This is a genomic window from Tundrisphaera lichenicola, assembly GCF_051175385.1.
GTDB classification, from domain to species: Bacteria; Planctomycetota; Planctomycetia; order Isosphaerales; family Isosphaeraceae; genus Tundrisphaera; species Tundrisphaera lichenicola.
Genome location: NZ_CP195106.1, coordinates 3,091,165 through 3,116,859 on the forward strand (window position 1 = coordinate 3,091,165; position 25,695 = coordinate 3,116,859).

19 protein-coding genes are annotated in these 25,695 nt (G+C 66.1%); 9 read left to right on the top strand and 10 right to left on the bottom strand.

From position 1 onward, the window contains the following. Positions 1–45: 45 nt before the first annotated feature. The 6 genes from cpaB to P12x_RS12245 form a co-directional block, all read right to left on the bottom strand. On the bottom strand, positions 46–1,011 hold the full coding sequence (gene cpaB / locus P12x_RS12220) for a Flp pilus assembly protein CpaB (RefSeq protein WP_435011146.1): 966 nt from the start codon (positions 1,009–1,011) through the stop codon (positions 46–48). Continuing rightward, the gene (locus tag P12x_RS12225) at positions 1,008–1,637 is read right to left on the bottom strand and encodes an A24 family peptidase (RefSeq protein ID WP_435011147.1); all 630 of its coding nucleotides are present in this window, start codon (positions 1,635–1,637) and stop codon (positions 1,008–1,010) included. The genes cpaB and P12x_RS12225 overlap by 4 nt, the downstream gene beginning before the upstream one ends. Before the next feature lie 314 nt (positions 1,638–1,951). Next, the gene (locus tag P12x_RS12230; RefSeq protein WP_435011148.1) at positions 1,952–2,125 is read right to left on the bottom strand and encodes a Flp family type IVb pilin; all 174 of its coding nucleotides are present in this window, start codon (positions 2,123–2,125) and stop codon (positions 1,952–1,954) included. Between the two features lie 118 nt (positions 2,126–2,243). After that, positions 2,244–2,417: a Flp family type IVb pilin gene (locus tag P12x_RS12235; protein WP_435011149.1), complete on the bottom strand. Its 174-nt coding sequence runs from the start codon at positions 2,415–2,417 to the stop codon at positions 2,244–2,246. 488 nt (positions 2,418–2,905) lie between these two features. After that, positions 2,906–3,811: a beta-propeller domain-containing protein gene (locus tag P12x_RS12240; protein WP_435011150.1), complete on the bottom strand. Its 906-nt coding sequence runs from the start codon at positions 3,809–3,811 to the stop codon at positions 2,906–2,908. A 66-nt stretch (positions 3,812–3,877) separates the two neighbouring features. Further along, on the bottom strand, positions 3,878–5,698 hold the full coding sequence (locus P12x_RS12245; protein WP_435011151.1) for a sulfatase-like hydrolase/transferase: 1,821 nt from the start codon (positions 5,696–5,698) through the stop codon (positions 3,878–3,880). A 633-nt stretch (positions 5,699–6,331) separates the two neighbouring features. Between P12x_RS12245 and P12x_RS12250 the strand changes: the two genes are divergently transcribed. Then, positions 6,332–6,706, top strand: coding sequence for a VOC family protein (locus P12x_RS12250; protein WP_435011152.1), 375 nt, complete (start codon positions 6,332–6,334; stop codon positions 6,704–6,706). 272 nt (positions 6,707–6,978) lie between these two features. Here the strand turns inward: P12x_RS12250 and P12x_RS12255 are convergent, their stop codons facing one another. Together P12x_RS12255 and P12x_RS12260 are read right to left on the bottom strand one after the other, a co-directional pair. Then, positions 6,979–9,006 (bottom strand): ATP-binding protein, encoded by a 2,028-nt coding sequence (locus P12x_RS12255; protein WP_435011153.1) that lies wholly within the window; start codon positions 9,004–9,006, stop codon positions 6,979–6,981. A 395-nt stretch (positions 9,007–9,401) separates the two neighbouring features. Continuing rightward, the gene (locus P12x_RS12260; RefSeq protein WP_435011154.1) at positions 9,402–12,740 is read right to left on the bottom strand and encodes a hypothetical protein; all 3,339 of its coding nucleotides are present in this window, start codon (positions 12,738–12,740) and stop codon (positions 9,402–9,404) included. Positions 12,741–12,933: 193 nt separating this feature from the next. Here P12x_RS12260 and P12x_RS12265 point away from each other — a divergent pair, with 193 nt between their 5' ends. The 7 genes from P12x_RS12265 to P12x_RS12295 all read left to right on the top strand — a co-directional run bounded on the left by P12x_RS12265 (position 12,934) and on the right by P12x_RS12295 (position 22,747). Continuing rightward, positions 12,934–15,924, top strand: a complete 2,991-nt coding sequence (locus P12x_RS12265; protein WP_435011155.1) for a DUF1553 domain-containing protein — start codon at positions 12,934–12,936, stop codon at positions 15,922–15,924. A 16-nt stretch (positions 15,925–15,940) separates the two neighbouring features. Continuing rightward, entirely contained in the window at positions 15,941–17,422 is a 1,482-nt protein-coding gene (locus P12x_RS12270; RefSeq protein ID WP_435011156.1) for a DUF1501 domain-containing protein, read from the top strand. A gap of 489 nt (positions 17,423–17,911) precedes the next feature. Further along, on the top strand, positions 17,912–19,738 hold the full coding sequence (locus P12x_RS12275; protein WP_435011157.1) for a M14 family metallopeptidase: 1,827 nt from the start codon (positions 17,912–17,914) through the stop codon (positions 19,736–19,738). A 38-nt stretch (positions 19,739–19,776) separates the two neighbouring features. Next, entirely contained in the window at positions 19,777–21,555 is a 1,779-nt protein-coding gene (locus P12x_RS12280; RefSeq protein ID WP_435011158.1) for a M14 family metallopeptidase, read from the top strand. A gap of 75 nt (positions 21,556–21,630) precedes the next feature. After that, entirely contained in the window at positions 21,631–21,882 is a 252-nt protein-coding gene (locus P12x_RS12285) for a DUF6582 domain-containing protein (RefSeq protein WP_435011159.1), read from the top strand. After that, entirely contained in the window at positions 21,857–22,213 is a 357-nt protein-coding gene (locus P12x_RS12290) for a hypothetical protein (RefSeq protein ID WP_435011160.1), read from the top strand. The genes P12x_RS12285 and P12x_RS12290 overlap by 26 nt, the downstream gene beginning before the upstream one ends. 18 nt (positions 22,214–22,231) lie before the next feature. Beyond that, complete coding sequence (locus tag P12x_RS12295) at positions 22,232–22,747, top strand: gamma carbonic anhydrase family protein (protein WP_435011161.1); 516 nt, start codon at positions 22,232–22,234, stop codon at positions 22,745–22,747. A 3-nt stretch (positions 22,748–22,750) separates the two neighbouring features. Here the strand turns inward: P12x_RS12295 and P12x_RS12300 are convergent, their stop codons facing one another. Beyond that, a complete protein-coding gene (locus P12x_RS12300) occupies positions 22,751–24,376 on the bottom strand; it encodes a ThuA domain-containing protein (protein ID WP_435011162.1) in 1,626 nt (541 codons plus the stop codon). 274 nt (positions 24,377–24,650) lie between these two features. On the opposite strand from P12x_RS12300, the gene P12x_RS12305 reads away from it, so the two are divergent. Then, a complete protein-coding gene (locus P12x_RS12305) occupies positions 24,651–25,070 on the top strand; it encodes a DUF2780 domain-containing protein (RefSeq protein ID WP_435011163.1) in 420 nt (139 codons plus the stop codon). An 85-nt stretch (positions 25,071–25,155) separates the two neighbouring features. On the opposite strand, the gene P12x_RS12310 is transcribed toward P12x_RS12305, so the two are convergent. Next, positions 25,156–25,551 (bottom strand): hypothetical protein, encoded by a 396-nt coding sequence (locus tag P12x_RS12310; protein ID WP_435011164.1) that lies wholly within the window; start codon positions 25,549–25,551, stop codon positions 25,156–25,158. Between the last annotated feature and the right edge of the window lie 144 nt (positions 25,552–25,695).

Consider the following 25,695-nt stretch of genomic DNA (forward strand, 5'->3'; position numbering starts at 1 on the left):
GGGAACAATTCTCGCGACTTTATCCTCCGTTGACCAGAGTAAGGATTACGGGCTGACCAAGTTGCCGCTCGTCGGGCTCGCGGCGACGCTCTGGGCGGGCGTGGATGCCCGCCCGGGTGCGGTAGGAACGACGACCGTGAGGACGTCGGCACCGGCGGCCGTCCCTCGAAGTGTCCGGATCGTCAGCTTGAATTCCTCGAAGGCCGGGGGCGGCGGGGGCAGCGGGACCGGCGGGGGGGGTACCGGCTTCTCGACGTCATCGCGGCCTCGAGCCCGGTCGGGCTTGAGCCGGGGGATCTGGAGATCGGCCATCGTCACCGGCTTGGACTTCTCGCCCATCGGCTCCTTGAGGTTGCGGAGCGAGAGGTGGAGCGTACCCTTGTTCTGGCCCAGGTCCAGCAGCTCGACCTCGTCGGGCGTGACCAGCAGAGTGACCGAACGGGCCTCGTCGGGATTCATCTTGTTGGCCGTCGGGGTGCTGACGCTGGTGTGGACCGCGAGAATCTCGACGTTCTGCAGCAGGGTCGTGGTGGCCCCCCCCCCGGTTTCATCCTGCATTCCACCGTCGGAATTCACCGTCAGCAACACATCCACGCGATTGCCCGGCAGGAGGAAGCCGGCCATCGAGGAGGAGAAGCTTGGCGTCTGGATCGTGAAGGCTCGCATCCCCGGCCGGACCATCGCCGCCAGGCCGCGTCCGGCCCCTTTATCGGCCAGCTTCTTGTCGCGGAGCATGTCCCCGGGGTCCAACTGCGCCATCGCGGCGCGGTCGACCGCCTTCTCGACCTCGCGAATGGCGTCCTCGGGGATTTCCGAGAGCGGCATCTGGCGGAGTTCGACCATTTCCGCGGTAATCGTCTCGCCCGGCTTGATCTCGGCGATCGCGTAGACCACGCCCCCCTTGGGTATCACCGGCTGATCCTGGGGCTTGCGAAGCGCCTGGACCAGGAACATCGCCGAGAGTCCGCAGACCCCAGCCAGCGCCACCACGATGAGTGTCCGGGGATTCATCGGCCACCTCCCATTCCCAAATTCAAAGCCGCCTCGACCGTCGGGGGACGATCATAGGGGGGCCAGATCTCCTTCAGGTCGCCACCCCACCACGTGAGCGTCGCGAAGAAGCCGAGGCAGGTCATCGCCGCGAACGGCACGAGCCGGCGACGGCGATCGGGACGTCCGACCTCCTCCTCGATCGAAGCCGGGGTCCGGCCAAGCGGACCTCTCCGGCCCAGCATCGACCGAAGCAGGAAGATCTCGGCAAACAGGGCCATCAGCCCGCCTCGGGAACAGATCAGGATCACCGCGTAGAGGCCCGCAGCGAACGCCGAGGCCAGGAAAACCTGATAAGTGAGGTAGGGGCCGAGCCAGGCCCCCACCGCCATCATGAGCTTGACGTCACCGGCACCGACCCCGCCCATCGCGAAGAAGACCACCAGCAGGCCCAGCCCCAGGCCCGCGCCGAGCAACCCGACGAGAAACCCCTCCCATCCGCCCAGCCAGGCCGAGACGACCAGGCCGAGAACCAGGGTCGGGAACGTCAGGGCGTTATAGACCTTGAACTTCCAGAGATCGGTCGCCGACGCGATCAGCGTGGCCAGCGACACCGCGGCGAGCGGGATGAGGTCTCGATCCGACACCGATTCAGCTCCTCGAAAGGCCGGAAACGAACGGGCTCAGCCAAACTCATAGCTCGATTTCATGATTCGGGAGGCCGACCGGGTCTCGCGAGACGATCGATCGAAGCTCGGCCTCACGAGCGGGCGAACAAAAAAAGCCCCAGCCGCGATCCCCCACGGCTTTCGGGGCCGTTGAGAGCGGGGCCAGGGCATCGGCCTTCGCGGCCGGCGATTTGTGAGGCTCTCTTGAAGAACCCTAGGACATCGATACCTCGGGCGGCGACCAGGACCGCCGGGATTCTCTCTGAGGGGCGATCGCCGAAGCCACCCGGGCTTCAGCTCAGCCCATCGACAGCCCCCAGGAAAAGAGGCCGGAGCGCCTCACCCAGGGATGCTACGGCGGTCAGGCAAGCCAGGCCGATGAGCGCGACCATCAACACATATTCAGCCATAGTGGCCGCGGACTCGTCGGAACAGAACCTCCGGACGGCCCCGATATGCCTGGACAAGGGAGACCTCCGGGAGGTAGGAAGGATGGCCGTCGCCCCGGTCAGTGCTCGGACCGGGGGCGACGACGCGGGGCATCAGGGCGAGCAACCTGGGAATGGCGGAGTCGGTCCGGGTGGATCAGCTGGTGCCGGTGATCGAGGTCGAGACCGAGGAGAACTTGCCGCTGATGGCCGAACCCAGTGACGTGACGACCGTGACCAGCGCGGCGCCGATCAGGGCAACCATCAGGGCATATTCGACCATCGTCGCGCCCTCTTCCCCAACAACCAATCGCTTCAAGAAAGTAGCCATCAAAACCCTCCGTTGTAACAAAAGACCAATCCAAGGCTGCGACAGCTTCTCCGGGCCACCCACGGCAGGCTGCCATCGGATATCGCCAGGCTCCATCGGAGGCATCGAACGTCGAGGTTGAGTGTCCGCCCCGGAGAGGAATCCCTCCCGGGAGTCGGGCTCCCGATCGCCACGTTCGGGCCGGCCTCCGGTCTCTCGCGTCGCCCGCTCCGTTGCGGCCGGGCGTCGCTGGGCCTCTGAGAGAAGACTGTGTCACCTTTGCGATCCTGTCAATTCGCGGAGCGTCAATTCATCCCAACCCCGGGCGCGATGCCTGCCGGCAACATCCCGATCCCCCATGGGCACGACCCAGGCTTTGCGATCGCGTCGTTCCTCGATACACGCGATTGATTGATTTTGTAAGCAAAAGATGATCGCCGGAAGTGAACCCGACGATCGACCCGACCAGGATTCGAGGACCATTCACCGACTTGGGGACGCCGCTCAATTCAACGGAGCGGGGTTCCGGAGACCGGCTTGCCGTCCGCGTCGAGGATCTGGAAGTGGTGGATCCCCGGACGCTTCGGGTCGCGGTGAGTCCAGACCACCTCCTTATCGCGGGTCACTTCGGTCAGCTTGATGGCGTCGCCGCTCGACTTATAGCTTGTGATCACCGTGTTGCCGTTGGGCAGCCGCTCGACTCCGCATGCATCACTGATGGGTCGACCGGGAAGGTCGTCGTTGGTGACCTTCCAGACGACCTCACCGGTCGGGCTGAGTTCGATGACCAGATTACCCCACGTGCAGCCGACCAACGTGTTGCCGCCCGGGAGGCGGATCGCCGTGAACGGCATGTCGGGCGTCTTCGCCTCCCAGACCACCTTCCCATCGGGCGTGTATTCGCGGACCACCTTGTCCAGCAGTTGCGGCACCAAATAATGCCCGTTGGCGAGCTTCCGGGCCATCCTGGTCTGGAGGTGGTGATCTTTCGTCTGCGCCTTCAACGGGACCTCGACCAGGAGCCGGCCCCGTCGGTCCACTTCCAGGAGCCGGGGATGGTCCCCGGCCTCGGTCAGCAGGACGCGCCCCCCGTCCAGGGGCTGCACGGTGTTGACCTCGGACTGGGTCCCCTTCAACTCGAAGACGATCTTCCCTTCGCGATCGACCTCGACGGCCGCACCGCCCGGATAAGTCTGGCTCTTGTTCAGGGCGAGCAGGATGTGGCCGTCGGGCAGGACCCAGCCGTCGCGCGAGGCGTGGGGATATCGCCAGACGACCCTCCCGGAATCGTCCATGATGTAGGTCTCGCCGCCCGTCGCGAGGAACCCATGCGTGATCGGCTTTGGGCCCTGGGCATGCCCAACCCCGGCGATGATCCCGAGCAACCCGACCATCCAGAAGCAACCATTCTTCATGATAAAACCTTTGCGATTGTTGCGACCAAGGACACTTTGATAGAGATCGAGGATCGGGGAGAAGGCTCAGTCGCCGTCCTTGATGGCGGGGGCCAGCTTCACCCGGCGAAGATCCATCACCGCCGGGCCGGGCTTGGATCGCGCCCGGACTTCGAGGCGATGCCGCCCGGGCTGGCCGATCGCGACCCGCCCAAGTTCCTGCTCCCGGAACTCCTGGAAGCCCCCCGTCACCGGGACGGTCAGCGAGAGCGGCTGGTCGTCGATCCGGAATTCGACCACGCTCCCGCCGCTGCCATTCCCGCAGCCGACCAGGGCCTCGACTTCGAACGAGCCCGGGCGTTCGACCTCGAACTCCCACGAGGCCCAGTCGTCGGGCCGGACCCAATAGCCCAGCGTGTTCTTGTGCGGGAGAGGCTCGAACCGGAGCATCACCCCGTGGACCTCGGCGGTCGACGCCGGCAGGGTGATCGAGCCGTCGGCCGCCTGGAGGTTCGGCCGATAGTCCGGGTTGGTCGAGGGCATCTCGGCCCCGACCGACTCCCGCCAGCTTGCCAGCTTCGAGGCCAGCTCTCGGGCCTTCTCCGGCTCCTTCTCGGCCAGGTTGTTCGACTCTCGGACGTCTCGGGCCAGGTTGAAAAGCTCGACCCGACCATTCTCGAAGAATTCGACCAGCTTCCAGTCTCCATCGACGATCGCCCCGCCCGGCTTCCCACCCTGGTTGCTGTAGTGGGGATAGTGCCAGTAGAACGGACGAGGCTCGACCGGCTTCCCCTCGGTCAAAAGGCCGGCCAGGTTCACGCCATCCGGCCCTTCGGCGGGAGGAAGCCCGCAGAGCCCGGCGAGCGTCGCCACGAGGTCGGTCGACCAGGCGGGAGTCGCCTCGGTCCCCGGCGCGATCCGGCCCGGCCATCGGAAGATCAAGGGGACCCGAATCCCCCCCTCGTAAAGCCAGCCCTTCCCCTCGCGCATCGGCGAGTTGTTCGTCGGCGGGGTATCCCGACCCTCCAGCGTGGCCAGGCCCCCGTTGTCGCTGGTGAAGATCAGGATCGTCCGATTGTAGACCCCGGCACGCTCCAATGCTCCGACGACCCGACCCACCGCGTCGTCCAGGCTTTCGAGCATCGCCGCGTAGATCGGGTTCTCCTGCTTGCCGTGAGGTGTCCCGTCCCAAGCCGGATACTTCGCGATCGTCTCGGCCTTCGCGACCATCGGAATATGGACCGCGTAGTGGGGCAGGTAGAGGAAGAACGGGGCCGCCTTGTGAGACTCGATGAATCGTTCGGCCTCGATCCCCAGGCGATCGGTCAGATATTGCCCATAAGGGGCCTCCTCCAGCCCCGGCATCGTCCGGTCCCTTCGGCGGAATGGGGCCATGTAGCTGAGCGGGCTCCCGCTCGCGTCCCCCGCGACATTCTCGTCGAACCCCTGCGAGGTCGGCTCGAAGCCCGCCCCGCCCAGGTGCCACTTACCGATGATCCCGGTGGCATAACCCGCCGACTTGAATCGCTCGGCCAGGGTGACCTCCTCCAGCGGGAGCCCCGGGGGCAACTCGGGCCGGAGGAGTTTCTGAGATGGCCGATCCGCCCGACCCGGGAGCCAGTCGGTCAATCGGAGCCGTGCCGGGTTCTTGCCGGTCATCAGGGCCGCGCGAGTGGGAGAACAGACCGGGCAGGACGCATAAGCCTGAGTGAACCGTCGCCCCTCGGCCGCCAGCTTGTCGAGGTTCGGGGTCCGGTGGAACTTGGTCCCGTAACAGCCCAGGTCGGCCCATCCCAGGTCGTCCGCGACGATCAAGACGACATTCGGACGATCCTCGCCCCTGGCCGAAGCCACCAGAATTCCCGCCAGCCCGATTACGACCCCAATCCATCGACCCATGCTCGACATGGCTCGCCCTCCCCCGGATCCCCGCATAAGCCTCGAAACGGTCCCGATCATGGCCGGGACGGCGGTCGGGCTCAAGGGGCCGTCACCGTTGGCGAGATGGCCAAGGGTTATCGCCTTGCTAGCGACGAGCCGGGAGAAGAAAGTCCTCGCGACCTGGCTCGTCGGACTGGAAACTCAATTCACCGATAGAATTCTTCCGGTTGATCTCGAGACCGCTCGAATCTGGGGCGAGATGACCGCCCGAGCCCAGAAGAGCGGAGTTTTCATTCCCGCTGCCCATGGGCTCCTCGCCGCGACCTCCTATCGTCATGACCTATACGCCATGACCCGCACCACCCGGCATTTCGAGGCGAACGGGGCACTCATGATCGACCCTTGGCAGGAATCGAGGGTTCGAGACGGGTCATCTCGCCCAGAATTTTTGGCACCGCCCACCCGGAGTAATTTATCCTGCACAAACTCACTGGTTCGACATCGACTTCATCGAAGTGAGGCCCACCCAAATGCATGACGCAGCGGACTCGCATCGCCGACTTCGGTTTCTAGTACAATCGGAGCCTTCTCCCGGCGGATCCGGTTCGCCGAGCATTGGCCGTTAGTTCGATGGTCAGGCTCTGTCGCGAAGGAGCGGTCATGTCCTCCACCAAAGTTATCGACCTCAAGGTATTCCTGCCGGCCAAGGACTTGGCCGTTTCGAAGCAGTTTTATCTAGATCTCGGATTTCATGAGGTATGGGACAGCGGCGATGCCTGCGAGCTAGAGATCGAGAATCACCGATTCATTCTAACGAATGTATATCTGAAAGAGCACGCAGAGAACTGCATGATGAGCCTCAACGTCGAGGACGTGGATGCGTGGTGGGAACGCATAACGAATTTAGGGCTTCAGTCCAAGTACAAGCTCGGCATGGCCAGCTCGCCGGCACTTCAGCCGTGGGGCCTACGGGTACTCTATCTTTCAGACCCAAGTGGCGTGCTCTGGCACATCGCGGCTCGACCGACTTCCTGACGACTCGGTCGATACGCTCGGCGGTGGTGTGCTTGCTTGGAACCTCACGACTGCTCGGCTGTACCTTGCTTTCGCGAAAAGTGCATCGAGTCAGATCAGTGAACTGAAACCGGAGATAATCCAGAGGATTGTATCCGAAGTGCCGGGAAGGCCCTTCGCAAGGGCCACGCTCGACCAGCGGCACTTCGGATACAATCCTCTGCAATATCTCCGGCAAAACCGGCGGTCGCGGTGAGCAGTTCGGAGGTCACCCGCATCAATTGCGGAGCGTTTCATCCCTGGCCGTTACGGTCGGCCGAGAGAAGCGAGCGCAAGGCATCGTGATCGATCGGCTTGATAAGGTGGTGGTCGAAGCCCGCCTCTTTCGAGCGGCGTCGGTCCTCGTCCTGGCCGTAGCCGGACACGGCGACGATGACGGCGTGTCGGCAGCGCTCTTCCTGCCGCATCCGCGAGGCCACCTCATAGCCGTCCATCCCCGGCAGGCCGATGTCCAGGAGGACGAACTCCGGCCGATACTCCCTGGCGACCTCGATGGCCTCGTGCCCACAATGGGCCACGGCGACATCGTGGCCGAGGAGCTTCAAGAGCCTCGCCATCCCCCGGGCGGTGTCCACGTTGTCGTCAACCACGAGGATACGGGCCTTCTTGGTCTTTCCTTCCTCCGCTGATGCCGCCTCCTGTCGTGTGACGACCGGACGCTTTGCCGCCGGGAGCCGAATCGTGAACTCGCTTCCTTTGCCGAGTCCATTACTCGCCGCCGTGATGCTCCCGCCGTGCATCTCCACGAGCTTCTTGACCACCGTGAGCCCGATACCCAAGCCTCCCTCGGAACGTGCGAGGGAGCGGTCCCCTTGGGCGAAGAGCTCGAACATCTGAGGAAGTTTCTCGGGGGGGATGCCGACGCCGTTGTCCCGGACGGCGATGACCAGTTCGTCGCCTTGGGTCTCGGCCGAGAGCAGGACATGCCCCGTGTTCTCGCTGTACTTGGCCGCGTTGTTCAAGAGGTTCACCACGACCTGCTCAAGCCGGGTCGGGTCGACGTTTGCCCAGAGGTTCTTGCGGTCAATCGCAACCTCTAAGGTGTGCTTCCGCTCTTCGGCGAGCGGCCTGACCGTCGCCGCCGCACTGTCGAGAATCGGGGTCACGTCCATGACGTCCCGGCGAAGCTCAATCTTCCCCCGGTTGATGCGAGAGACGTCCATCAAATCTTCGATGAGCCTCGTCAGGTGACTCATCTGGCGGTCGATGACCTCCATCGACCACTCGACGTGCTCCTGGAGCCCGCTCCGCTTCGTGACGTTCACGGCGTTTCCGATGGCCGAGAGCGGGTTCCTCAGCTCGTGGGCGAGCATGGCCAGGAACTCGTCCTTCCTCCGGTCGTTCTCGCGAAGGGCGGCCTCGGCCTCCCTGAGCCTGGTCACGTCGAAGTAGTAGCAGACGACTCCCGGCCGTCCGTCGGGCAGAGTGATGCGGTGGAGCTCCCACTCATATCCATCGACCCGGTCCTCATCGGCCCGTGGCTTGACGAAGTCCTTCGAGGTGTACGGCTCGCCGCTGTCGAGCGTGTGGCGGAACGTTCGGATGATGTCGACCGCGACCGGCTCGGACCAGAGGATTCGTATGGCCTCGTCGAACGGCCGCCCGATGACCGGTCGGACATTGACGAACGCCCCCTCCTGCGACCACCGGTTCATCATGGCGATGCGGAAGTCGGCATCGATAATGTAGATGCCGAACGGGCACTGCTCCACCAATTCGTTGAGCTGCCTTTGAGCCTCTCCCTCGATATCTCGGAACCGGTCCTCGGCCTGCCTCCGCTCGGTGGCGTCGTGGAAGACGATGACGGCCCCGGTAAGCTCGCCCCGCTCGTCGTAGACCGGGGAGGCGACGTCATTCAAATTGAAGCGTTGGCCGGTCCGGCTGAGGAGCACGGTCGATTCGGGGATGGAGACGGGTCGGCCTGCGGCGAGTGCCTCGCGCACCGGCCATGCCTCGCGTCGGCCGGTCCTCTCATCGACCAGCCGGAGCACGTCGGCGACCGGCTTGCTCCGGGCCTCGGCCTGCGTCCAGCCGGTCAGCTGCTCGGCCACCCGGTTCATGAACGCGACCCGAGCATCGGCGTCGGTGGCGATGACGCCATCGGCGATGCTCTTCAGGACGGCGGCGAGCCAGCCGTTTGCCTGTGTATCGAAGGGGTCTGCCATGCCATGAGTTCCGAAGCTGCGACGAATGCCGAATTCCAGGTCGCTTATAGGAGACTGGCCCTCAAGTCCACCCGTCTGGGGTCGTCGAGCGGTCAAGCGACGCCCATCGGCCGGTTAGAGGCGAGCACCTATCATACCTTCACCCAACGGCCGAACCTATTGCGGTGACTTTAGTGTAAATGTCATACCCTTGGTGCAAAGGTCTCAACGCCATTCGGTGCGCTCGACGGAGCGGACGAGACGCATCATAAAGACCGCTTATCGGACATAAGCCCAGGGATTCAACTGACCAGCGTCGGTTTGGTCGAGAAACTCAATACACTTTTATGTTTGGCAATATTTCAATAGTTGATATATACATATTTCATATTTACCGATCCGAGAATATCAGATGATCGGGAATCATAAATCTATCGGCGCCCCTCGCCCCCGTCTCCGGAAAAAGAGGGGAGGAAGCCAGGAGCGCCCGATCGACCCACATCGGAAGACACTCAAGGTTTCCGCTGGTCGAGGAGCCCTCGGCCCAGGTTCTCCAGCTCGCCCAGCGGATTGATCCGGCCGGGCTTGCCCTTGGGCTCTCCTCCGAGGGGGTTGGGGCCGGCGACTCGGTCCAGGAACCCGGCGGCCTCGGCCTTCAGGCCGTTTCCGACGGCCTTCTTCGCCGCTTCTCGGATCGCGACGGCCAGGCCTCGACGGTCGATGGCGGGGTGGGACATCGTCCCCCGGATCGGGATCGCCAGCCTGGTCCCGCTGACGGATTTGTCGAATCGGGCGTCCAGCCCGAGCATCCGACTGCTCAATGGGACCGAGGCCTGGAGGTCCAGGGACTTGTCGAAGCCCACCGAGCCGTCCAGCCCGACCTTGGCGTCTCCCACGATCGGGATCTCCAGGCCGCTCTGCTGGACTCTTCGATTGGCCACCTGGAGCTGCACCGGCTGGTGGAGCACCAGCCTGGGCGAGGGCTGGCCGACCAGCCCGGCGATCTCGGAGCCGAGCGGACCGGCCTGGAACTGGGCGTCCTGGAAGACCACCTGCCCCTGGATCGCCGCCGCCCCGTCCGCCGTGATCGGGATGACGGCCTGACTGATGTCGACCGACACCTTGCCGCTCACCTGGGTGGCCTGGGCCAGCACCGGGGCGATGTAGGCCAGGACCGAGGTCGAGACCGCGTCGTTGATCTCGGCCCCGTCGACCTTGGTCCCCGACTGGAGCCGGAGCCAGACCCCATACGCCTGGTCGAGCGCCAGGCTTCCCACCAGGTTCACTTCGCCGCCATTGGCCTTGGTGTGGACCGGGTCGAAGACCGCGTTGCCGGCATTCATCTTGAGGACCACCGCCGTCGGGTCCAGCGTCACGCCGAACGCCTTCGCCTCGGTCACGTCCAGCGCGATCTCGGTGACCTGCTGCTTGAGCAACTGGTCGGTCGAATCGGATTGGTAGTAGCCCTTCCAGTGGATCGGGCGAAAGGTCCCGCGAAGCCGAGCCCCCGGCTCCAGCGACGCGATCACGATCGGGTCGATCGTGTTCCAGTCGGGCTCGAAGCTCGCGGTCAGGTCGTAGATCTTCCGGGCCGAGACCTCGTAAAGGTTGCCCGCCATCCCCATCTTGCCGTACTCGCAGTTCATGTTGATGCCGACGATCTCGACCCGGTCGGCCTCGGGGGCATATCCCCCCTTCCAGGCGAAAAGGAACGGCCCGCGGAGGCCCGGCGCGGTGATGTCGGCCACGTCGAGCTGACCATCGGAATGGATCTCACCCTGGGGCGACTTCGAGAGGCGGAACTGAGTGCCCCAGATCCCACCCAGGCCCCTCGGCGGCGTGCCCGACCAGGCCGACAGCAAGCGGTCGGTCGAGGCCAGGTCGCCTTGCATCGACGCCTCGATCCGGAGCGGCTGGCCGGACTGGCCCAGGCCCGTGACCCTCAAGCCCTCGCCCATCAGCCCGACCGCCCCGATCGGTGCGCCGGGGAGCGGCGTGAAGTGCCCCTCGCCGGAAGCCAGGTCGAGCCGACCCCGGACCGCCAGGGCCACCGACCCCGAGGCCGCCTCCGGCAACGAGGGCACGATCCCGGCCCGAAGCTCCTGGACTTCGAAGACCCGCCCCTTGAGGACCACCGAGGCTTTCGCCTCGGCACGCCCGGGGGTCGGCGACGTCACGTCGAGCCCGCCCGAGGCCAGCAAGGAAAGGTCGTCGCCCTGGTGGGTCGCGACCAGATTCAACTTCTGGTCGCCCGACTTGAGATCGAGCTTCGCCTCGGCCCAACCGGCGGGCATGCCATCATGCAACCGGGGACCCGAGGCCGATCCGTCGAGTCGGACGAGATCGCGGAGGATCGGCTCGGCGGTCAGCCCTCTGACCTTCAGATCCTGGACCTCGGCGGCAATCCGCGCCTGGAAGGAGTCACCGCCCCTCCGATAGTCGGCCCCCACCCGGGCCCGGCCCGAGAAGGCCAGGTCGCCCAGGTCGAGGAGGTCGCGGGCCTGGGCATCGAGCAAGGCGAGGTCGACCGTCCCCTGGAGCTTGACGCCCGCGTCGAGGTCGCCGCGGGCCGTCAGGGCCACCCCCGCCGCCTTCAGCTCGACCTTCTCGATGGTGATCTTGCCGCCCACTCGGCTCGACGAGGCCAACAGTTGGACCGGTTCTCGGAGTGCCAGCGGCTTGCCACCCTGGGTGGCAGCCAGGTCGACCAGATTCGCCGAGATCTCGACCCACTCGGAGCCGTTGGATTGGGTCAGTTCGGCATCGATCGTGGCCGTCCCCTTGTCGAGGGTCAGGCCTTCCTTGAGCCGCATCGCGTGGGGCATCAACTTGGCCAGGGCGGCCAGGTCGACCCGACCGTGGAGCTTGGCCCCGCCGGTGGTCGGCCAGGAGCCGCTGGCCGAGAGCGAGGCGACGGCGCTGATGATGTCCAGCTTGCGGACCGACCACCCGCCCTGGGTCTGTCCCACGTCACAGGCCAGGGCCAGCCGGTCCAGGGCCAGGCGATCGCCTTCCAGGGCCGGGCCGAACACCTCGAAGGCCAGCAAGGCCGGCTCCCCCTGGACAGCCCACTCTCCCCCCTTTCGCCCGGCTTCCACCGCCCCCTCGATCCGCCCGAGGATCTCGACCCCACCCTCGCGGACGTGGATCGGCCAGTTTTTGCCCACCGCTTTCAGGGAGAGGTCGGCCGAGGTTCCGGCCGGGGCCTGGTGGTCGAAGGTGGCGTGCAGCTCCATCGACCGCCCCTCGCCGCCCAGGTTGGCGGCCACTTCCAGGGGCTTCCCCGGGGCGATCCGCAAAGTTCCCTCGACGGAAGCGGCCTCGATCGGCTCGACCAGCTCGGGGCTGGCCAGCTTGAGCTTACCCCCCTTGACGACGACCGCGACCGACGGGCTCGGGCGGGAAGGTCGCGAAGGATCGTCCGACTTCAGCGTCGGGGCCAGGGCCTCCAGCAGGTCGATCGACCCGTCCGCCCGACGTTCGATGTCGACGGTTGCCCCCTCGACGGTCACGGTCCCGTAGTCCGTGCGCGACCTCAGGAGCCCGAGGACCCCCCGATCGAGCCGGATGGTCCGGGCGGCGACCACAACCTTACCCTTGGGATCGCGCAAAGACAGTCCCAACAACTCGATCGGGCGAGTCCAGGAGATCGACAGCCCGTTCAGCGAGGCCGAACCCGGGGCCAGCCTCTGGTTCACCTTGCCGAGGATCAGGTGACGGGCCGGGGCCGTGCTCAGGAGCGAGGGGAGTCCGGCCAGCAGGGCAATGATCAGGAGAGTCAGTATTGCAAACGCCTTCAACAGTCGGTGGCGTTTCCGGGCGCGTGGGGGCTTCGGGGCCTTGGCTTCCATGACCGTTGGCGCTCCGTGGTTGAAGATCGGATCGGTCGTCCAGACCCCGCGAGGGGGAGCCAGAGGCCGCGATCCTAATCGGATTCCCAGAAAAGGAAAGGTGGATCGATCGGCGAGGTTTCCCGGACGCAGGATGCCGGTGAGGTCGCCAGACGTTATGATCGACCCGGAGTCGACCCCTCGGAGAGCAAAGATGAGGCCCAATCCGAAATCTCTCGTCGGCCCAATCTGCCGATGGTCGCTAGTCCTGCCAGTCGTCATGATTGCAACGGTGCAGGCGGATGATTCCGAGGGCCTGGCCCTTTTCGAGTCGAAGATTCGCCCGGTCCTGACCGAACATTGCGACCGATGCCACTCGGCCCTGGTCCGCAAGCCCAAGGGCGGCCTCCGCCTCGACAGCCGGGATGCCTCCCGGAAGGGGGGCCACTCCGGGCCGGCCGTCGTCCCCAACAGTCCCGGCGAGAGCCTGCTGCTGGAGGCCATCGCGAGGACCGGGGACATCGAGCCGATGCCACCCAAGACCAAACTCCCCGAGTCCGTCGTCGCCGACTTCCGGCGCTGGATCGAACTGGGGGCTCCCGACCCCCGAGACGCCCCCAAGGATGCGCTTGCCGAGACCTGGTGGTCGCTCCGTCCGATCGCCCGCCCCCCCGTCCCCGAGGGCGGAGGATGGGCGAGGACGCCCATCGACGCATTCGTCCTGGAGAAGCTGAGTCCGCAAGGTCTGACCCCCTCCCCCGAGGCCGACCGCCGGACCCTGATCCGCCGGGTCACCTTCGATTTGATCGGGCTCCCGCCGACCCCGGAGGAGATCCAGTCCTTCCTGGATGACCCCGCGCCGGACGCCTACGAGAAGGTGGTCGACCGGCTCCTGGCCAGCCCCCACCTGGGCGAGCGCTGGGGGCGGCACTGGCTGGATGTCGCGCGTTATGGCGACACCCACGGATACGACAAGGACAAGCCCCGGCCCAACGCCTGGCCCTATCGCGATTACGTGATCCGGGCCTTCAACGAAGACAAGCCCTACGGGCAATTCGTCCGCGAGCAGGTGGCCGGCAACGTCCTTTACCCGGGGACCCGCGACGGCCTGGAGGCGCTCGGGTTCATCTCCGCCGGACCCTGGGACTTCATCGGTCAGGCCGAGGTCCCCGAGACCAAGATCGACGGCCAGATCGCCCGGCTCCTCGACCGCGACGACATGGTCTCCAACACCCTGAACACCTTCGCCAGCCTGACCGTCCAGTGCGCCCGCTGCCACGACCACAAGTTCGACCCGGTCTCGCAGGAGGATTACTACAGCCTCCAGGCCGTCTTCGCCGCGCTCGACAAGGCCGACCGGACCTACGACCCCGACCCCGCCGTGGCAATTCGCCGATCGGAGTTGACCGCTCGCCGGGCCGCACTCGATCCGGTCTCCAATAGCCTGGCCAGTCTCGCGAGAAAGAAGGCCGGCGAACCCCTGGCCGAGATCGATCGGCAAATCGAAGCCCTGACCCGGAAGGATGGGCTCGAGAAATCACCCAGCTTCGGCTACCACAGCAACATCTCCCCCACGCCCGATGCGGCCAGGTGGGTCCAGGTTGACCTGGGGAAGCCCGTCGAGATCGCCCGGATCGTCCTGCACGCGCCCGACGACGACTTCAACGGGATCGGCCCCGGCTTCGGCTTCCCGGTCCGGTTCAAGGTCGAGGCGTCGGACGACCCCGACTTCCGGACCGCCTCCATGGTCGCCGACCGGACCATCGAGGACTTTCCCAACCCCTGGCTCAACCCGGTCCCCTTCGACTTCGGCAAGTCGGCCCGATATGTCCGGATCACGGCGACTCAGCTCAAGGCCCGGCAAAACGACTATAACTTCGCCCTGGCCGAGGTTGAGGTCTTCAATGAGGCCGGTGTGAACCTCGCCCGGGAGGCCAGGGTCTCGGCCCTGGACACGATCGAGGCACCCCCTCGCTGGTCCTCGGCGAACCTGGTGGATGGCCTGTATCCGACTACCAACGTGGAACTGGCCGTCTTGCAAGGCCGCCGGACCATCCTGTTCCGCGAGGCCCTCTGCGACCCCCACGTCCGGGACAAGGCCGATCGGATCAGGCGAGAGGTCTCCGAGATCGACAAGGAGCTTGCCAGGCTGCCCGAGCCCCATCGGGTCTACTCCGGGACGATCCACAGCGGCACGGGGGCCTTTCGAGGGACCGGCCCCGACGGCGGCAAACCTCGGGTGATCCACGTCCTGAAGCGGGGCGAGGTCACCATGCCCGGCGCGATCGCCGAACCCGGCGTGCCCCCGGTCCTGGAAGGCGTCCCCGACCGCTTCGGACTCCCGCCGGATGCTCCCGAAGGGGATCGCCGGGCCGCCCTGGCCCGATGGCTCACCGACCCCCGACATCCCTTGACCTGGCGGTCGATCGTCAACCGGGTCTGGATGTACCACTTCGGCCGAGGGCTGGTCGAATCCCCCAGCGACTTCGGCCGGATGGGCCGGACCCCTTCGCATCCCGAGTTGCTCGACTGGCTCGCGGCCGAGTTCCGCGACGGCGGGCAGTCGCTCAAGCAACTCCACCGGATGATCGTCCTGAGTTCGACCTACCGCCAGTCATCCGCCGTGGATGACAACAAGGCGACGATCGACGGCGACAACACCTACCTCTGGCGGATGAACCGTCGGCGGCTGGAGGCTGAGGAGATCCGCGACTCGGTCCTGATGGTTGCGGGACATCTCGACCGGACCCCCGGCGGGCCGGGCTTCCAGGACTTCGTGGTCGAGCGCCCCGAGCACTCGCCCCACTACGAATATCGCCTGGCCGACCCCGAGGACCCGAAGACTCATCGACGATCGATCTACCGGTTCATCGTCCGGTCGCAGCCCCAGCCGTTCCTGACCGCGCTCGACTGCGCCGACCCTTCGAGCGGCGTCGACAAGCGGAACGAGAGCACCACCGCGCTCCAGGCGTTGGCATTGCTCAATGATCGCCTGATGGTGTCGATGGCCGCCCACCTGGCCGAGCGATTGGACCAGGAGCCGGGCGACCTCGGATCGAAGATCGACCGGGCTGTCCTCCTGGCCCTGGGCCGATCCCCCTCGGACGAGGAACGTCAGATCCTGGCCGATCACGCCGGGCGGTTCGGCCTGGCCAACGCCTGCCGCCTGATCTTCAACCTCAACGAGTTCGTCTTCGTGGATTGATCCAGAGGGACGCGCGATGGCCCGGAACAACTCCCCCTACCACCGGACTCCGAGTCTCCTCGGCCCGACCTCGCGCCGCGAGTTCCTCTGGAGGTCAGGCGGGGGACTGGGCGGGATCGCGCTGGCGAGCCTCCTGGCGGGCGAACCGGCCAAAGGAGGCGTGCTCCATCATCCCCCCAGGGCCAAGCGGGTCGTCCAGCTCTTCATGGCCGGGGCGGCGAGCCACATCGACTTATTTGATTACAAGCCCGAGCTGATCAGGCGTCACGGCCAGAAGTCCGACTTCGGCGAGCCGGTCGAGGCGTTCCAGGACGGTCTCGGCCCCTGGCTCCGGCCGGTCTGGGATTTCTCGCCTCATGGCCAGTCGGGCAAGATGCTGGGCGAGGTTGTGGCCGACCTCGGCGAGTGCGTCGACGACATCGCGTTCATCCACAACATGGTGGGCAAGACGGGCGTGCATAGCTCGGCCACGCTCTTGCAGGCCACCGGGTTCCAGACTCCCGGCTTCCCCGGGGCGGGGGCCTGGGTCAGCTACGGCCTGGGGAGCATGAATGAGAACCTGCCGACCTTCGTCGTCTTGCCCGACCACCGGGGGTTCGCCTCGAACGGGCCCAAGAACTGGGACTCGGCCTTCCTGCCCGCCCAGCACCAGGGGACCGTGGTCTTTCCCGGCTCCGACGAGCCCGTCGCCCACCTCCACGCCCCCGGGGGTGGCTATGTCACACCGGAGGCCGACGCGGCGGGGCTGGCCCTGATGGGCCGGCTCAACCGCCAGCACGCCGAGCACCGATCGGGCGATGCCCGGCTCGAAGCCCGGATCAAGAGTTACGAGCTGGCCGCCCGGATGCAGTTGGCCGCGCCCGAGGCGCTGGACCTGGCCAACGAGCCCGCCCACATCCTCAAGCTCTACGGCCTGGACCACGGGCAATCGTCGTTCGATAGCAAGATCAATGCGGTCGAGGAGATCGACGCCTTCGGCCGGAAGTGCCTGGTCGCCCGCCGGTTGCTGGAGCGTGGGGTCCGCTTCGTCCAGGTCTGGTCGGGTAACGACAACGGCTTCCCACGGCGGAACTGGGACTCCCACGAGAACGTCGAGCAGGACCACGGGCCGCTGGCCCGGGGGATGGCCCGAGGGGCCTCGGCCCTCATCAAGGACCTGAAGCAGCGCGGGATGCTCGACGACACCATCGTCCTCTGGACCACCGAGTTCGGCCGGATGCCCTCCTCGCAGGGGGGCAAAGGGCGGGACCACAACCCCTACGTCTTCACCAACTGGCTGGCCGGGGGAGGGATCAAGGGCGGGACCAGCTTCGGCCCCAGCGACGAGTTCGGCTACAAGCCTCTCGACCGCGACCACCCCACCCAGGTCTACGACGTCCACGCCACGATCCTGCACCTCCTCGGGATCGACCACACCAGGCTGACCGTCCGCCACGACGGGATCGACCGCCGCCTGACCGACGTCCACGGGCATGTCATCCCCGAAATCCTCGCGTGAACCGGCGAGCCCTCCCGAGGTTTCATCCCGCCATTTTCAAGAAGTGTGGTCCCGAAACCCCGCGATCCTCGATGGTTTCGGTGATGTCGTCCCGCGTCCGCCTTCGGGGGTCGGTCGACCCAGTGGCTCCCGGTATCTGGCCTGGCGAAACAAAGCCATGACTCTTGACCGAACAAAGCCATTATTCGCCACCGAACAAAGCCACTTCACCCGAATCGGAAGACCTGGGTACCCCCAGCGGACGAACCACAAACGAAAGAGCCCAAGAACTTTACAAACGAAAATCGCCAATCTCCGACCATCAGGGCGACCGAGAGAACAAACCCATTTCTCGATCGAAACAAAGCCACCGGAAGATCCGTCCGGTCGGGCCAGCCTGCCCGGGGTCCTCGCCTTGGGAAGTCTGGTCGGATATACCGGAGGGAGCCCAAACCCGGCGCGGGATGGCCCGTGGCAGGTATTTTTTCTCCTCCGGATCATGAGTTGCGCATGAAGGGTCCGTTCGTCCTACTCCTGATCGTCGCCTCGGGCGTCGTGGGCGCCTCGATCGTCGGGGCCCAGGACCCCGAGAAGAAACCCGAGGCCGCCGCCCTCACCCCCTTCCCGGGGGGCTATCTCGACCACTCCGCCCTATCCGACGCGCTCCGAATGGTCGCCGAAGCTCACCCGGATGTCGTCGGTCTGAACTCACTGGCCAAGTCCAAGGAGGGGCGAGACGTCTGGATGGTCACGATCGGCCCGGCCTCGAAGGGTGCCCCGCCGAAGCCCTCGGTCCTGGTCGTGGCCAACCTGGAGGCCGACCATCTGGTCGGATCGCAGGTCGCGCTCGGGCTGATCGAGCGGCTGGCGAGCGGGGATGAGAAATCCCTGGAAGGCCGGACCCTTTACATCGTCCCCCGGCTCAACCCGGATGGGGCCGAGCGGATGCTCAAGGGGTCGCCACGATTCGACTTCCGGACCAACCTCACGAGCCTCGACCGCGACCGCGACGGGAAGTCCGGCGAGGATGGTCCCAACGACCTCGACGGCGACGGCCTGGCCCTGAGCATGCGAGTCAAGGACGCCAAGGCCACGCTCATCCCCGACGCCAAGGACCCCCGGATCCTCCGCAAGGCCGACCCCGCCAAGGGGGAATATCCGGTCTACTCCGAGACCTCGGAAGGGCTGGACGACGACTCCGACGGCGCGATCGACGAGGACCCGCCCGGAGGCACCAACCTGAACCGAAACTGGCCCCACAACTGGTCCGAGTTCCAGCCCGAGACCGGCGTCGCCCCCGCCATCGAGCCCGAGGTCAACGCTCTGATCCGGTTCGCCTTCGCCCACCCCGAGATCGCCGCCGTCTGGTCGTTCGGCCTCAACGACAATCTGAAGGGGGAAGCCAAGGGTTACGCCGGTCCCGACACCCCGATCATGACTGAATTGATCCGACTGTTCGGGGTCGCCAACACCCGGAAGGCCGAGGCAGCCGACGCCGCAAAGGCCAAGGAAGCCGAGAAAGCCGCGAAGGAGAAGGAAGAGGCGACCAAGAAGGACGAGAAGCCAGCCCCGCCCGCCGAGGCCCCTCAAGCCAAGGCCCAGACCAGGGGCGGCCGCGGAGGCCCTCGACGAGGCGGAGCCGCCCCCAGCCCCTCCTCGGCCCCGACGCCGGGCCTCGAAGCGACCACCGACGGAGCCCTGAGCGAGTGGGCCTACCACCAGTTCGGAGTGATCGGCCTCGCCTCCCGGCTCTGGCCCCGGCCCGAAGGGCAGCCCGGCGGCACGAGCCCGACCGGCGAGGGGGATGCCCGCTGGTTCGACTGGAATGACAAGGTCATGAACGGTTCGGCCTTCGTCCCGTTCCACCCGTTCGAGCACCCGACCCTCGGCGCGGTCGAGGTCGGCGGCTGGAAGCCAGGCGTCCGGCTCAACCCGCCGATCGAGCAGGTCGGCGCGATCGTCGAGACGCACCTCGCCTTCCTCAAGGACCTCGCCGGGCGATTGCCGATTCTCGCCTTCGCGGAGGCCAAGGCCGAGGCCAAGGGGGGCGGAGTCTTCGAGATCAAGGCCACGATCGAGAACACCGGGATCTTGCCGACCGCCCTCGCCCAGGGCTTGACCACCCGCAAGGCCCCGCCCGTGCTGGTCAAGCTCACCCTGGGAGATGCGAAACTCCTCTCGGGCCGGGCGCTGACCCAGGTCGACACGCTCGGAGGTTCGGGCGGACTCCGCGAAGTCCGCTGGCTGATCCTCGCCCCCGTGGGAATGAAGTCGATCACCCTCGAAGCCACCTGCCCCAGGGCGGGTTCGGCCCGGCAGGAGGTCAACCTCCCGTGACTCGACCGAACTCGAACCGACCCCAGGGATCCTCGACCATGACCCGAGTGCTTGCCGGTCTCCTCGTCCTGGCCCTCTCGATGAGCCTTGCCCCGGCAAGCCGGTCGGACGCCGCCGACCCCCTCTATCCCAGGCCCAAGGTCGACCTCGCCTTCAACCGGCTCTACGACTACCCCGAGCTGGAAGCCGCGCTCCGGAAGCTGGTCGCGGCCCATCCCGACCTGCTTAGCCTATCCAGCGTGGGCAAGAGCGTCGAAGGGCGCGAACTCTGGTGCGTGACCGTCAACAACCCGAAGACCGGCAAGGATCTCGACAAGCCGGCCATGTATGTCGACGGCAACATCCACGGCAACGAGGTCCAGGCGGCCGAGGCCTGCCTCTACACGATCTGGTACCTGACCGAGAATTACGGGCGGGTCGAGAAGATCACCAAGCTCGTGGATGAGCGGGCCTTCTACATCGTGCCGACCGTCAACCCCGATGGCCGGGCCTGGTGGTTCACCGGCCCGAACACCACCAACAGCTCGCGAAGCGGCAAGTCCCCCGTCGACGACGACCGCGACGGACTGTTCGACGAGGATGGGTACGACGACATCGACGGCGACGGCCAGATCACCCTGATGCGGAAGAAGGTCGCCGACGGCCGCTTCAAACTCTCGCCCGACGACCCCCGGCTGCTGGTCCCGGTCAAGCCCGGCGAGAAGGGAGACTACGAACTCCTCGGGAACGAGGGGATCGACAACGACGGCGACGGGCAGGTGAACGAGGATGCGCCCGGCGGCTACGATATGAACCGGAACTGGCCCGCCGACTGGCAGCCCGACCACCTCCAGCGAGGCGCGGGGGACTTCCCCCTGTCGTGGCCCGAGACCCGGGCGACGGCCGACTTCATCCTGGCCCACCCCAACATCGCGGGCGTCCAGGCGTTCCACAACGCCGCCGGGATGATCCTCCGGGGGCCGGGCCACCCCTCTCGCCAGGCCAATTACCCCTCGGGAGACGATCGGGTCGCCGAAGAGATCGGCGCGAACGGGGCGAAGATGCTCCCGTTCTATCGGAACTTCGTCATCCACAAGGATCTCTATTCGGTCCACGGCGGGTTCATCGGCTGGACCTACGAACATATCGGCATCTTCTCGTTCACCAACGAGCTGTGGAACACCGATCAGATGCTCGGCGCCCCCGCCCCCCCGGGGGCCACGCCCGGCCAGACCCTCGCCCGAGCCGTCGGACAGGACGGCCAGGAGGACCAGCTCTTCGCCAACGACAAGCTCCTCTTCGGCGCGAGCTTCCGCGAGTGGAAGCCGGCCAAGCACCCGCTCTATGGAGATATCGAGATCGGCGGATTCGTCAAGGAATCGCAGCGCGTCCCGCCGACCTTCATGATCGAGGAGCTTTGCCACCGGAACGCCGCGTTCGTCCTCTACCACGCCGACCAGATGCCCCGCCTGGAGTTCGGCGAGGTCGAGGTCAAGCCGGTCGTGAACGACCTCTTCACCCTCACCGCGACGGTCGAAAACACCCGATCGATCCCGAGCATCGCCCAGCAGGCCGCCAACCACAACATCGGCGTGCCCGACATCCTGAGCCTCGAAGGGAACGGCCTGACCGTCGTGGCCGGGGGGCGACTGGTCAACGAATATTCGGGCGAGATCGACGCCGTTGAGCGAGACCCGGCCCACCTCAAACTCAACGCCGGGGTCTCCGGTCACGATTCGGTCCGGGTCCGCTGGTACGTCCGGGGGAAGGGCACGGCCACGCTCAAGCATGCCTCGCAGAAGGGCGGGACGATCACCAAGCAAGTGGAGGTGAAATAACCCCCCGTAAGGCATGGCGGTTGCTAATGTGTCATGGCGAGTCGCACTTACCGCAATCCGGAACGGGAGGCTCCCATGACGCAGAAGATCCACCGTCGTGAAGACGTGAACCCCGAACGGGGCGAGCATGAGTACGGCGACGTCGAGTTCGCCGACCCCGTGAACAAGAAGTACCCGGTCGACACCCCCGAGCACGTCCGGGCCGCCTGGAGCTATATCAACCACGCCGACAACGCCGCGAAGTACGAGAAGGATGAGGTCGAGGCGATCAAGCGCCGGATCAAGAAGGCCGCCAAGAAGCATGACGTGGAGATTCACGACGATTGATCGGAGATTCGGATCGCTCCGGCGATTTCCGTGGACCGTCCGGATCGCCCTGGTCGGGGCGGTGGTCTTGCCCATCGCCCTGATCCTGGCCACCGAACCCGACCGACGCCGGGCGAGATTGCTCGAACGGGCCAACTGGCACGAGTCGCAAATCCAGGGAATTCACGGGGCTTACCCGAACAGCAAATACATTTCGATAGATCGGAACCACCAGCCGATCACCGACCGCCAGCTGGCACGCGACCAGTGGCATTGGAAGATGATGCTGAAGTATGTCGATGCGGCCCGGACCCCGATGAAGCCCGTCGCCCCCGACCCGCCGATGCCCTGATCCCCGAGGAGACCGACGTTGACGGCCGAAGACCCGAACCGATCCTTCATCGCCCCGGGTGCCATCGTCCTGGGGGACGTCCTCCTCGGGCGGGAGGCGAGCGTCTGGTATAACGCGGTGATCCGGGGGGATGCCGAGCGGGTCGTGGTCGGCGACGACTCGAATATTCAAGACCTGTCGATGTTGCATGCCGACCCCGGATTCCCCTGCGTGATCGGCCCTCGGGTGACGGTCGGACACCGGGCGATCCTCCACGGCTGCGTCGTGGAAGAGGGCTGCCTGATCGGGATGGGGGCGACCTTGCTGAACGGGGTCCGGGTCGGCCGGGGGTCGGTCGTGGGAGCCGGGGCGGTCCTGCCCGAAGGGTTGCAGGTCCCGCCCGGATCGCTGGTGATGGGCCTGCCGGGTCGGGTGATTCGCGAGGTCGACGATGCGATGAGGGGCCGGATCGACCACGCCTGGCGGCATTACGTCGAACAAGCCCGGAGGCATCGGGCCGGGGAATTCACGCCCAGGCCCCCGTCCATCGGATGAGGATTACTTCGAGTCCGGGCAACCGACGGCCCAGTCGATGGCGTTCTTCAGGAGCCGGTTGAAGGCTGGCTCGGCGAAGTCGTCCATCTGGCCGAGCGAGGTATAGAACACGTGGTTGCCGGCGCTCGGGGTGTTGACCCAGGCGATCGGCTCGGGGGCCTGGTCGGGGATCGAACCGATCAGGAGCGGCGTGGTCGTCTTCGCCAGAGGGCTGACCATGTAGAGCGAGCCGTTGCCGATCAGATCGGAAACCTCCACTCCTTCGAGGATCGGATGAGTGGCCTCGGAGGCCGGGGCCACGGCGACCTTGGGCCCGTCCTTGTGGTGGTTGGTGTAGTGCCCGCCGAGGATCTGGGGGTCGAAGTCGGGCCACATGTCGCGGCCCGAGGGGGCCTCGGTCTTCCCCCTCATCGAGAAGGCGTGGCTGGCGGTCCGGATGCCGACGACCGGCTTGCCCTCGGCCACGAATTTGCGGATCGCGGCGAGCTGCCCCTCGGTCAGGACCCGCCTCCGGGCGCTGACCAGCATCAGATCGGCGTCGGCCAGCACGCCCACGCCCGGCAGCTCGTCGCGTTGGCCTTCGGGGGAGAGGATGTAGTCGACCTTGTATTCCGGGATCAGGTGCTTCGAGGCGAAGGCCGGCAGGGTGGCCTCGGTCCGGTACTCGTCGTCGGCGATGATCATGGCCACGGTGGGCCGGGCGTCGGTCGAGAACCGGAACGGCTTGCCGCCGAGGATCTGGTCGCTGGTGAGGGTCGGGGCGACATATTTCTCGACGTGCTCGACCATCAGGTCGGTGCCCGCGAAATGGTCGACGAAGGGGGGCATCTTGGGGTTGTACATGGTGTCGGTCATGTCCCGCATCAGGGCGACGTTCTTGCCGTTCTTGGCCAACTGTCGGAGCCCGAACGGGCGGCCGAGCACGCACATGTTGAGATGCACGCCCATCAGGATCACGTTCTTGATCCCGCGATCTTCGAGGATGCTCCAGACTTCCTCGCCGTTGTCGCTGATGTAATCCCGGTCGGCGATCGTCAGGACGTCGATCTGCGACTTCCAGGGAGCCCGGGGGTTCCGGCCCTTCGAGGCCAGTTCCTCCGCCCATTTCTTGTGCTCTTCCGGGTCGTCATCCTCGCCGCCGTCGGACTGGTCGATCGGGTAGGTCCCCTTCTCTTCCGAGGGGATGACCTTGCACCACGAGGCGATGTCGGCGGGCAGGCTCTTCGAGCGAGGCGTCGAGGTCGCGTGCTTGCGGGCGGGGTGGTCCTTGTAGGCGGCCATGCACTCGCTCGGGGAGTGGATGATGGTCACGCCCTTGGCCCGGGACGCCTGGAGGACCTTCTCCATGACCGGGGCCATCTCGGTCTCGCGATGGACCGCGTTCAGGCAGTGGTGGAGGTCCCACATGTCGCAGACGATGATGGCGGTCTCCTTCGAGTCCCACGTGGTGGGCGTCTCGATCAGCCGGAACTTGCCGTCGGCCTCGACCCGGGAGCGGAGGCGAAGTTCGAGCTTCTCCCCCTCCTCGAACGCATGGGCCGCGAAGGCCGGGACGAACACCGAGGCCAACGCAAGGGCCGCGAAGGTCCGGGCCCAGGGGCCACCGAATCTGGGACGTCGCTGCTGCATCGAATTCCTCGCTGATCGTGAAGGATCGGTCCCATAAAGCGGCGACTCATGGACAGGGCCGCCGGAGACCCGATAATACAGTCCCGGGACGCCGCAAGCCACGAGGCAAGGGGGAGCCTCGTCCGAGATTAAGCCCAGGCCCTCCGGGGAGCGATCATGGCATCCGTCCGCCCGGGGTGAGTGATCGCCGTCGAGCCACAGCAACGATGCGGGATCGCCCGCAGACCGCGCTCGGACGTCACATCTGACCCATCACCCGGAAGGATGACCATCAATGGACGAGATCCTCAAGGCCCTGGCCGCCCACACCGGAATCAGCATCGAGACCGCCCGGACCGCCCTCGGGGCCATCCTGGGATTCGTGAAAGGCCGCCTGCCCGAGAACGTGGCCAACCAGTTATCGACGGCACTGCCGGGCTCGGACGAGCTGGCCACATCGGTCGAGGAAAATCCGCCATCCGGCGGCGGCCTCCTCGGGACCATCACCGGCCTGGCCAGCAAGGTCCTCGGCGGGAGTGCGGGCGACTCCTCGAAGCTCCTCAGCCTGCTCACCGCGTCGGGCCTGAGCATGGCCCAGATCCATGCCTTCCTCCCCAAGGCCCTCGAACTGATCAAGCCCCACCTCCCGCCCGAGGTCTTCGAGAAGATCGAAGGACTCGTCCCGGCCTCGGCCCCCGATCCCGCCGAGGCTTGATCGACGGCGCGAAGTCCCCTCACCCCGACGGCTGCGGTGGGGGACTGACCGGACAGGCTTCGGCAGGCGGACCACCCTACCCGCATCATCCGATCGGCCGATGCTCGACGATCTCATCCCGCTTCGCTTCATGGGGCGGACCAAACGGGCCACCGGGAGTGATCCAGCGGACGACCACCCCCACCATCGCACCGTATCCCATCCCGATCCAGGAACTGACCTGAAGATCCTCGACGTCCGCGATCAGTAATCCCAGGATCAGATAGATCCAGGCATATGCGGCGAAACCGACGAAGATGGGCCTCCGTAGCGGCTTCCGGACGATCACGCCGAGGCTCGTGATCGCGAGCAGGCCGAGGAACGTCGCGTAGACCAGCTCCTCGGCAAATCGGCCCCCGTATTCCCTCCAGGTCTGGAGGCCGACCCCGACGGCGGCCACCAGGAGGACAAGGTCGAGCAGTGAGCAGCGGAATCGACCCATCTCGAGCCCACCTCCGGGGGAGGTCCAGAACCATCGGGCGCCGAGGACAATCGGGCCTGGCCCGATGGCCGGTGGACACAGCCGCCGGAACCTCGATAATACAGTCCCCAGGCCAGTGCATACCACGACGACCCCGAAGCCGGC

What these genes read in the sequence shown, in the direction of transcription:
- cpaB (WP_435011146.1), bottom strand. Translation starts at nt 1,011, where the DNA reads ATGAATCCCCGGACACTCATCGTGGTGGCGCTGGCTGGGGTCTGCGGA.
- P12x_RS12235 (WP_435011149.1), bottom strand. Translation starts at nt 2,417, where the DNA reads ATGGCTACTTTCTTGAAGCGATTGGTTGTTGGGGAAGAGGGCGCGACG.
- P12x_RS12240 (WP_435011150.1), bottom strand. Translation starts at nt 3,811, where the DNA reads ATGAAGAATGGTTGCTTCTGGATGGTCGGGTTGCTCGGGATCATCGCC.
- P12x_RS12245 (WP_435011151.1), bottom strand. Translation starts at nt 5,698, where the DNA reads ATGTCGAGCATGGGTCGATGGATTGGGGTCGTAATCGGGCTGGCGGGA.
- P12x_RS12250 (WP_435011152.1), top strand. Translation starts at nt 6,332, where the DNA reads ATGTCCTCCACCAAAGTTATCGACCTCAAGGTATTCCTGCCGGCCAAG.
- P12x_RS12260 (WP_435011154.1), bottom strand. Translation starts at nt 12,740, where the DNA reads ATGGAAGCCAAGGCCCCGAAGCCCCCACGCGCCCGGAAACGCCACCGA.
- P12x_RS12265 (WP_435011155.1), top strand. Translation starts at nt 12,934, where the DNA reads ATGAGGCCCAATCCGAAATCTCTCGTCGGCCCAATCTGCCGATGGTCG.
- P12x_RS12270 (WP_435011156.1), top strand. Translation starts at nt 15,941, where the DNA reads ATGGCCCGGAACAACTCCCCCTACCACCGGACTCCGAGTCTCCTCGGC.
- P12x_RS12275 (WP_435011157.1), top strand. Translation starts at nt 17,912, where the DNA reads ATGAAGGGTCCGTTCGTCCTACTCCTGATCGTCGCCTCGGGCGTCGTG.
- P12x_RS12280 (WP_435011158.1), top strand. Translation starts at nt 19,777, where the DNA reads ATGACCCGAGTGCTTGCCGGTCTCCTCGTCCTGGCCCTCTCGATGAGC.
- P12x_RS12285 (WP_435011159.1), top strand. Translation starts at nt 21,631, where the DNA reads ATGACGCAGAAGATCCACCGTCGTGAAGACGTGAACCCCGAACGGGGC.
- P12x_RS12290 (WP_435011160.1), top strand. Translation starts at nt 21,857, where the DNA reads ATGACGTGGAGATTCACGACGATTGATCGGAGATTCGGATCGCTCCGG.
- P12x_RS12300 (WP_435011162.1), bottom strand. Translation starts at nt 24,376, where the DNA reads ATGCAGCAGCGACGTCCCAGATTCGGTGGCCCCTGGGCCCGGACCTTC.
- P12x_RS12305 (WP_435011163.1), top strand. Translation starts at nt 24,651, where the DNA reads ATGGACGAGATCCTCAAGGCCCTGGCCGCCCACACCGGAATCAGCATC.
- P12x_RS12310 (WP_435011164.1), bottom strand. Translation starts at nt 25,551, where the DNA reads ATGGGTCGATTCCGCTGCTCACTGCTCGACCTTGTCCTCCTGGTGGCC.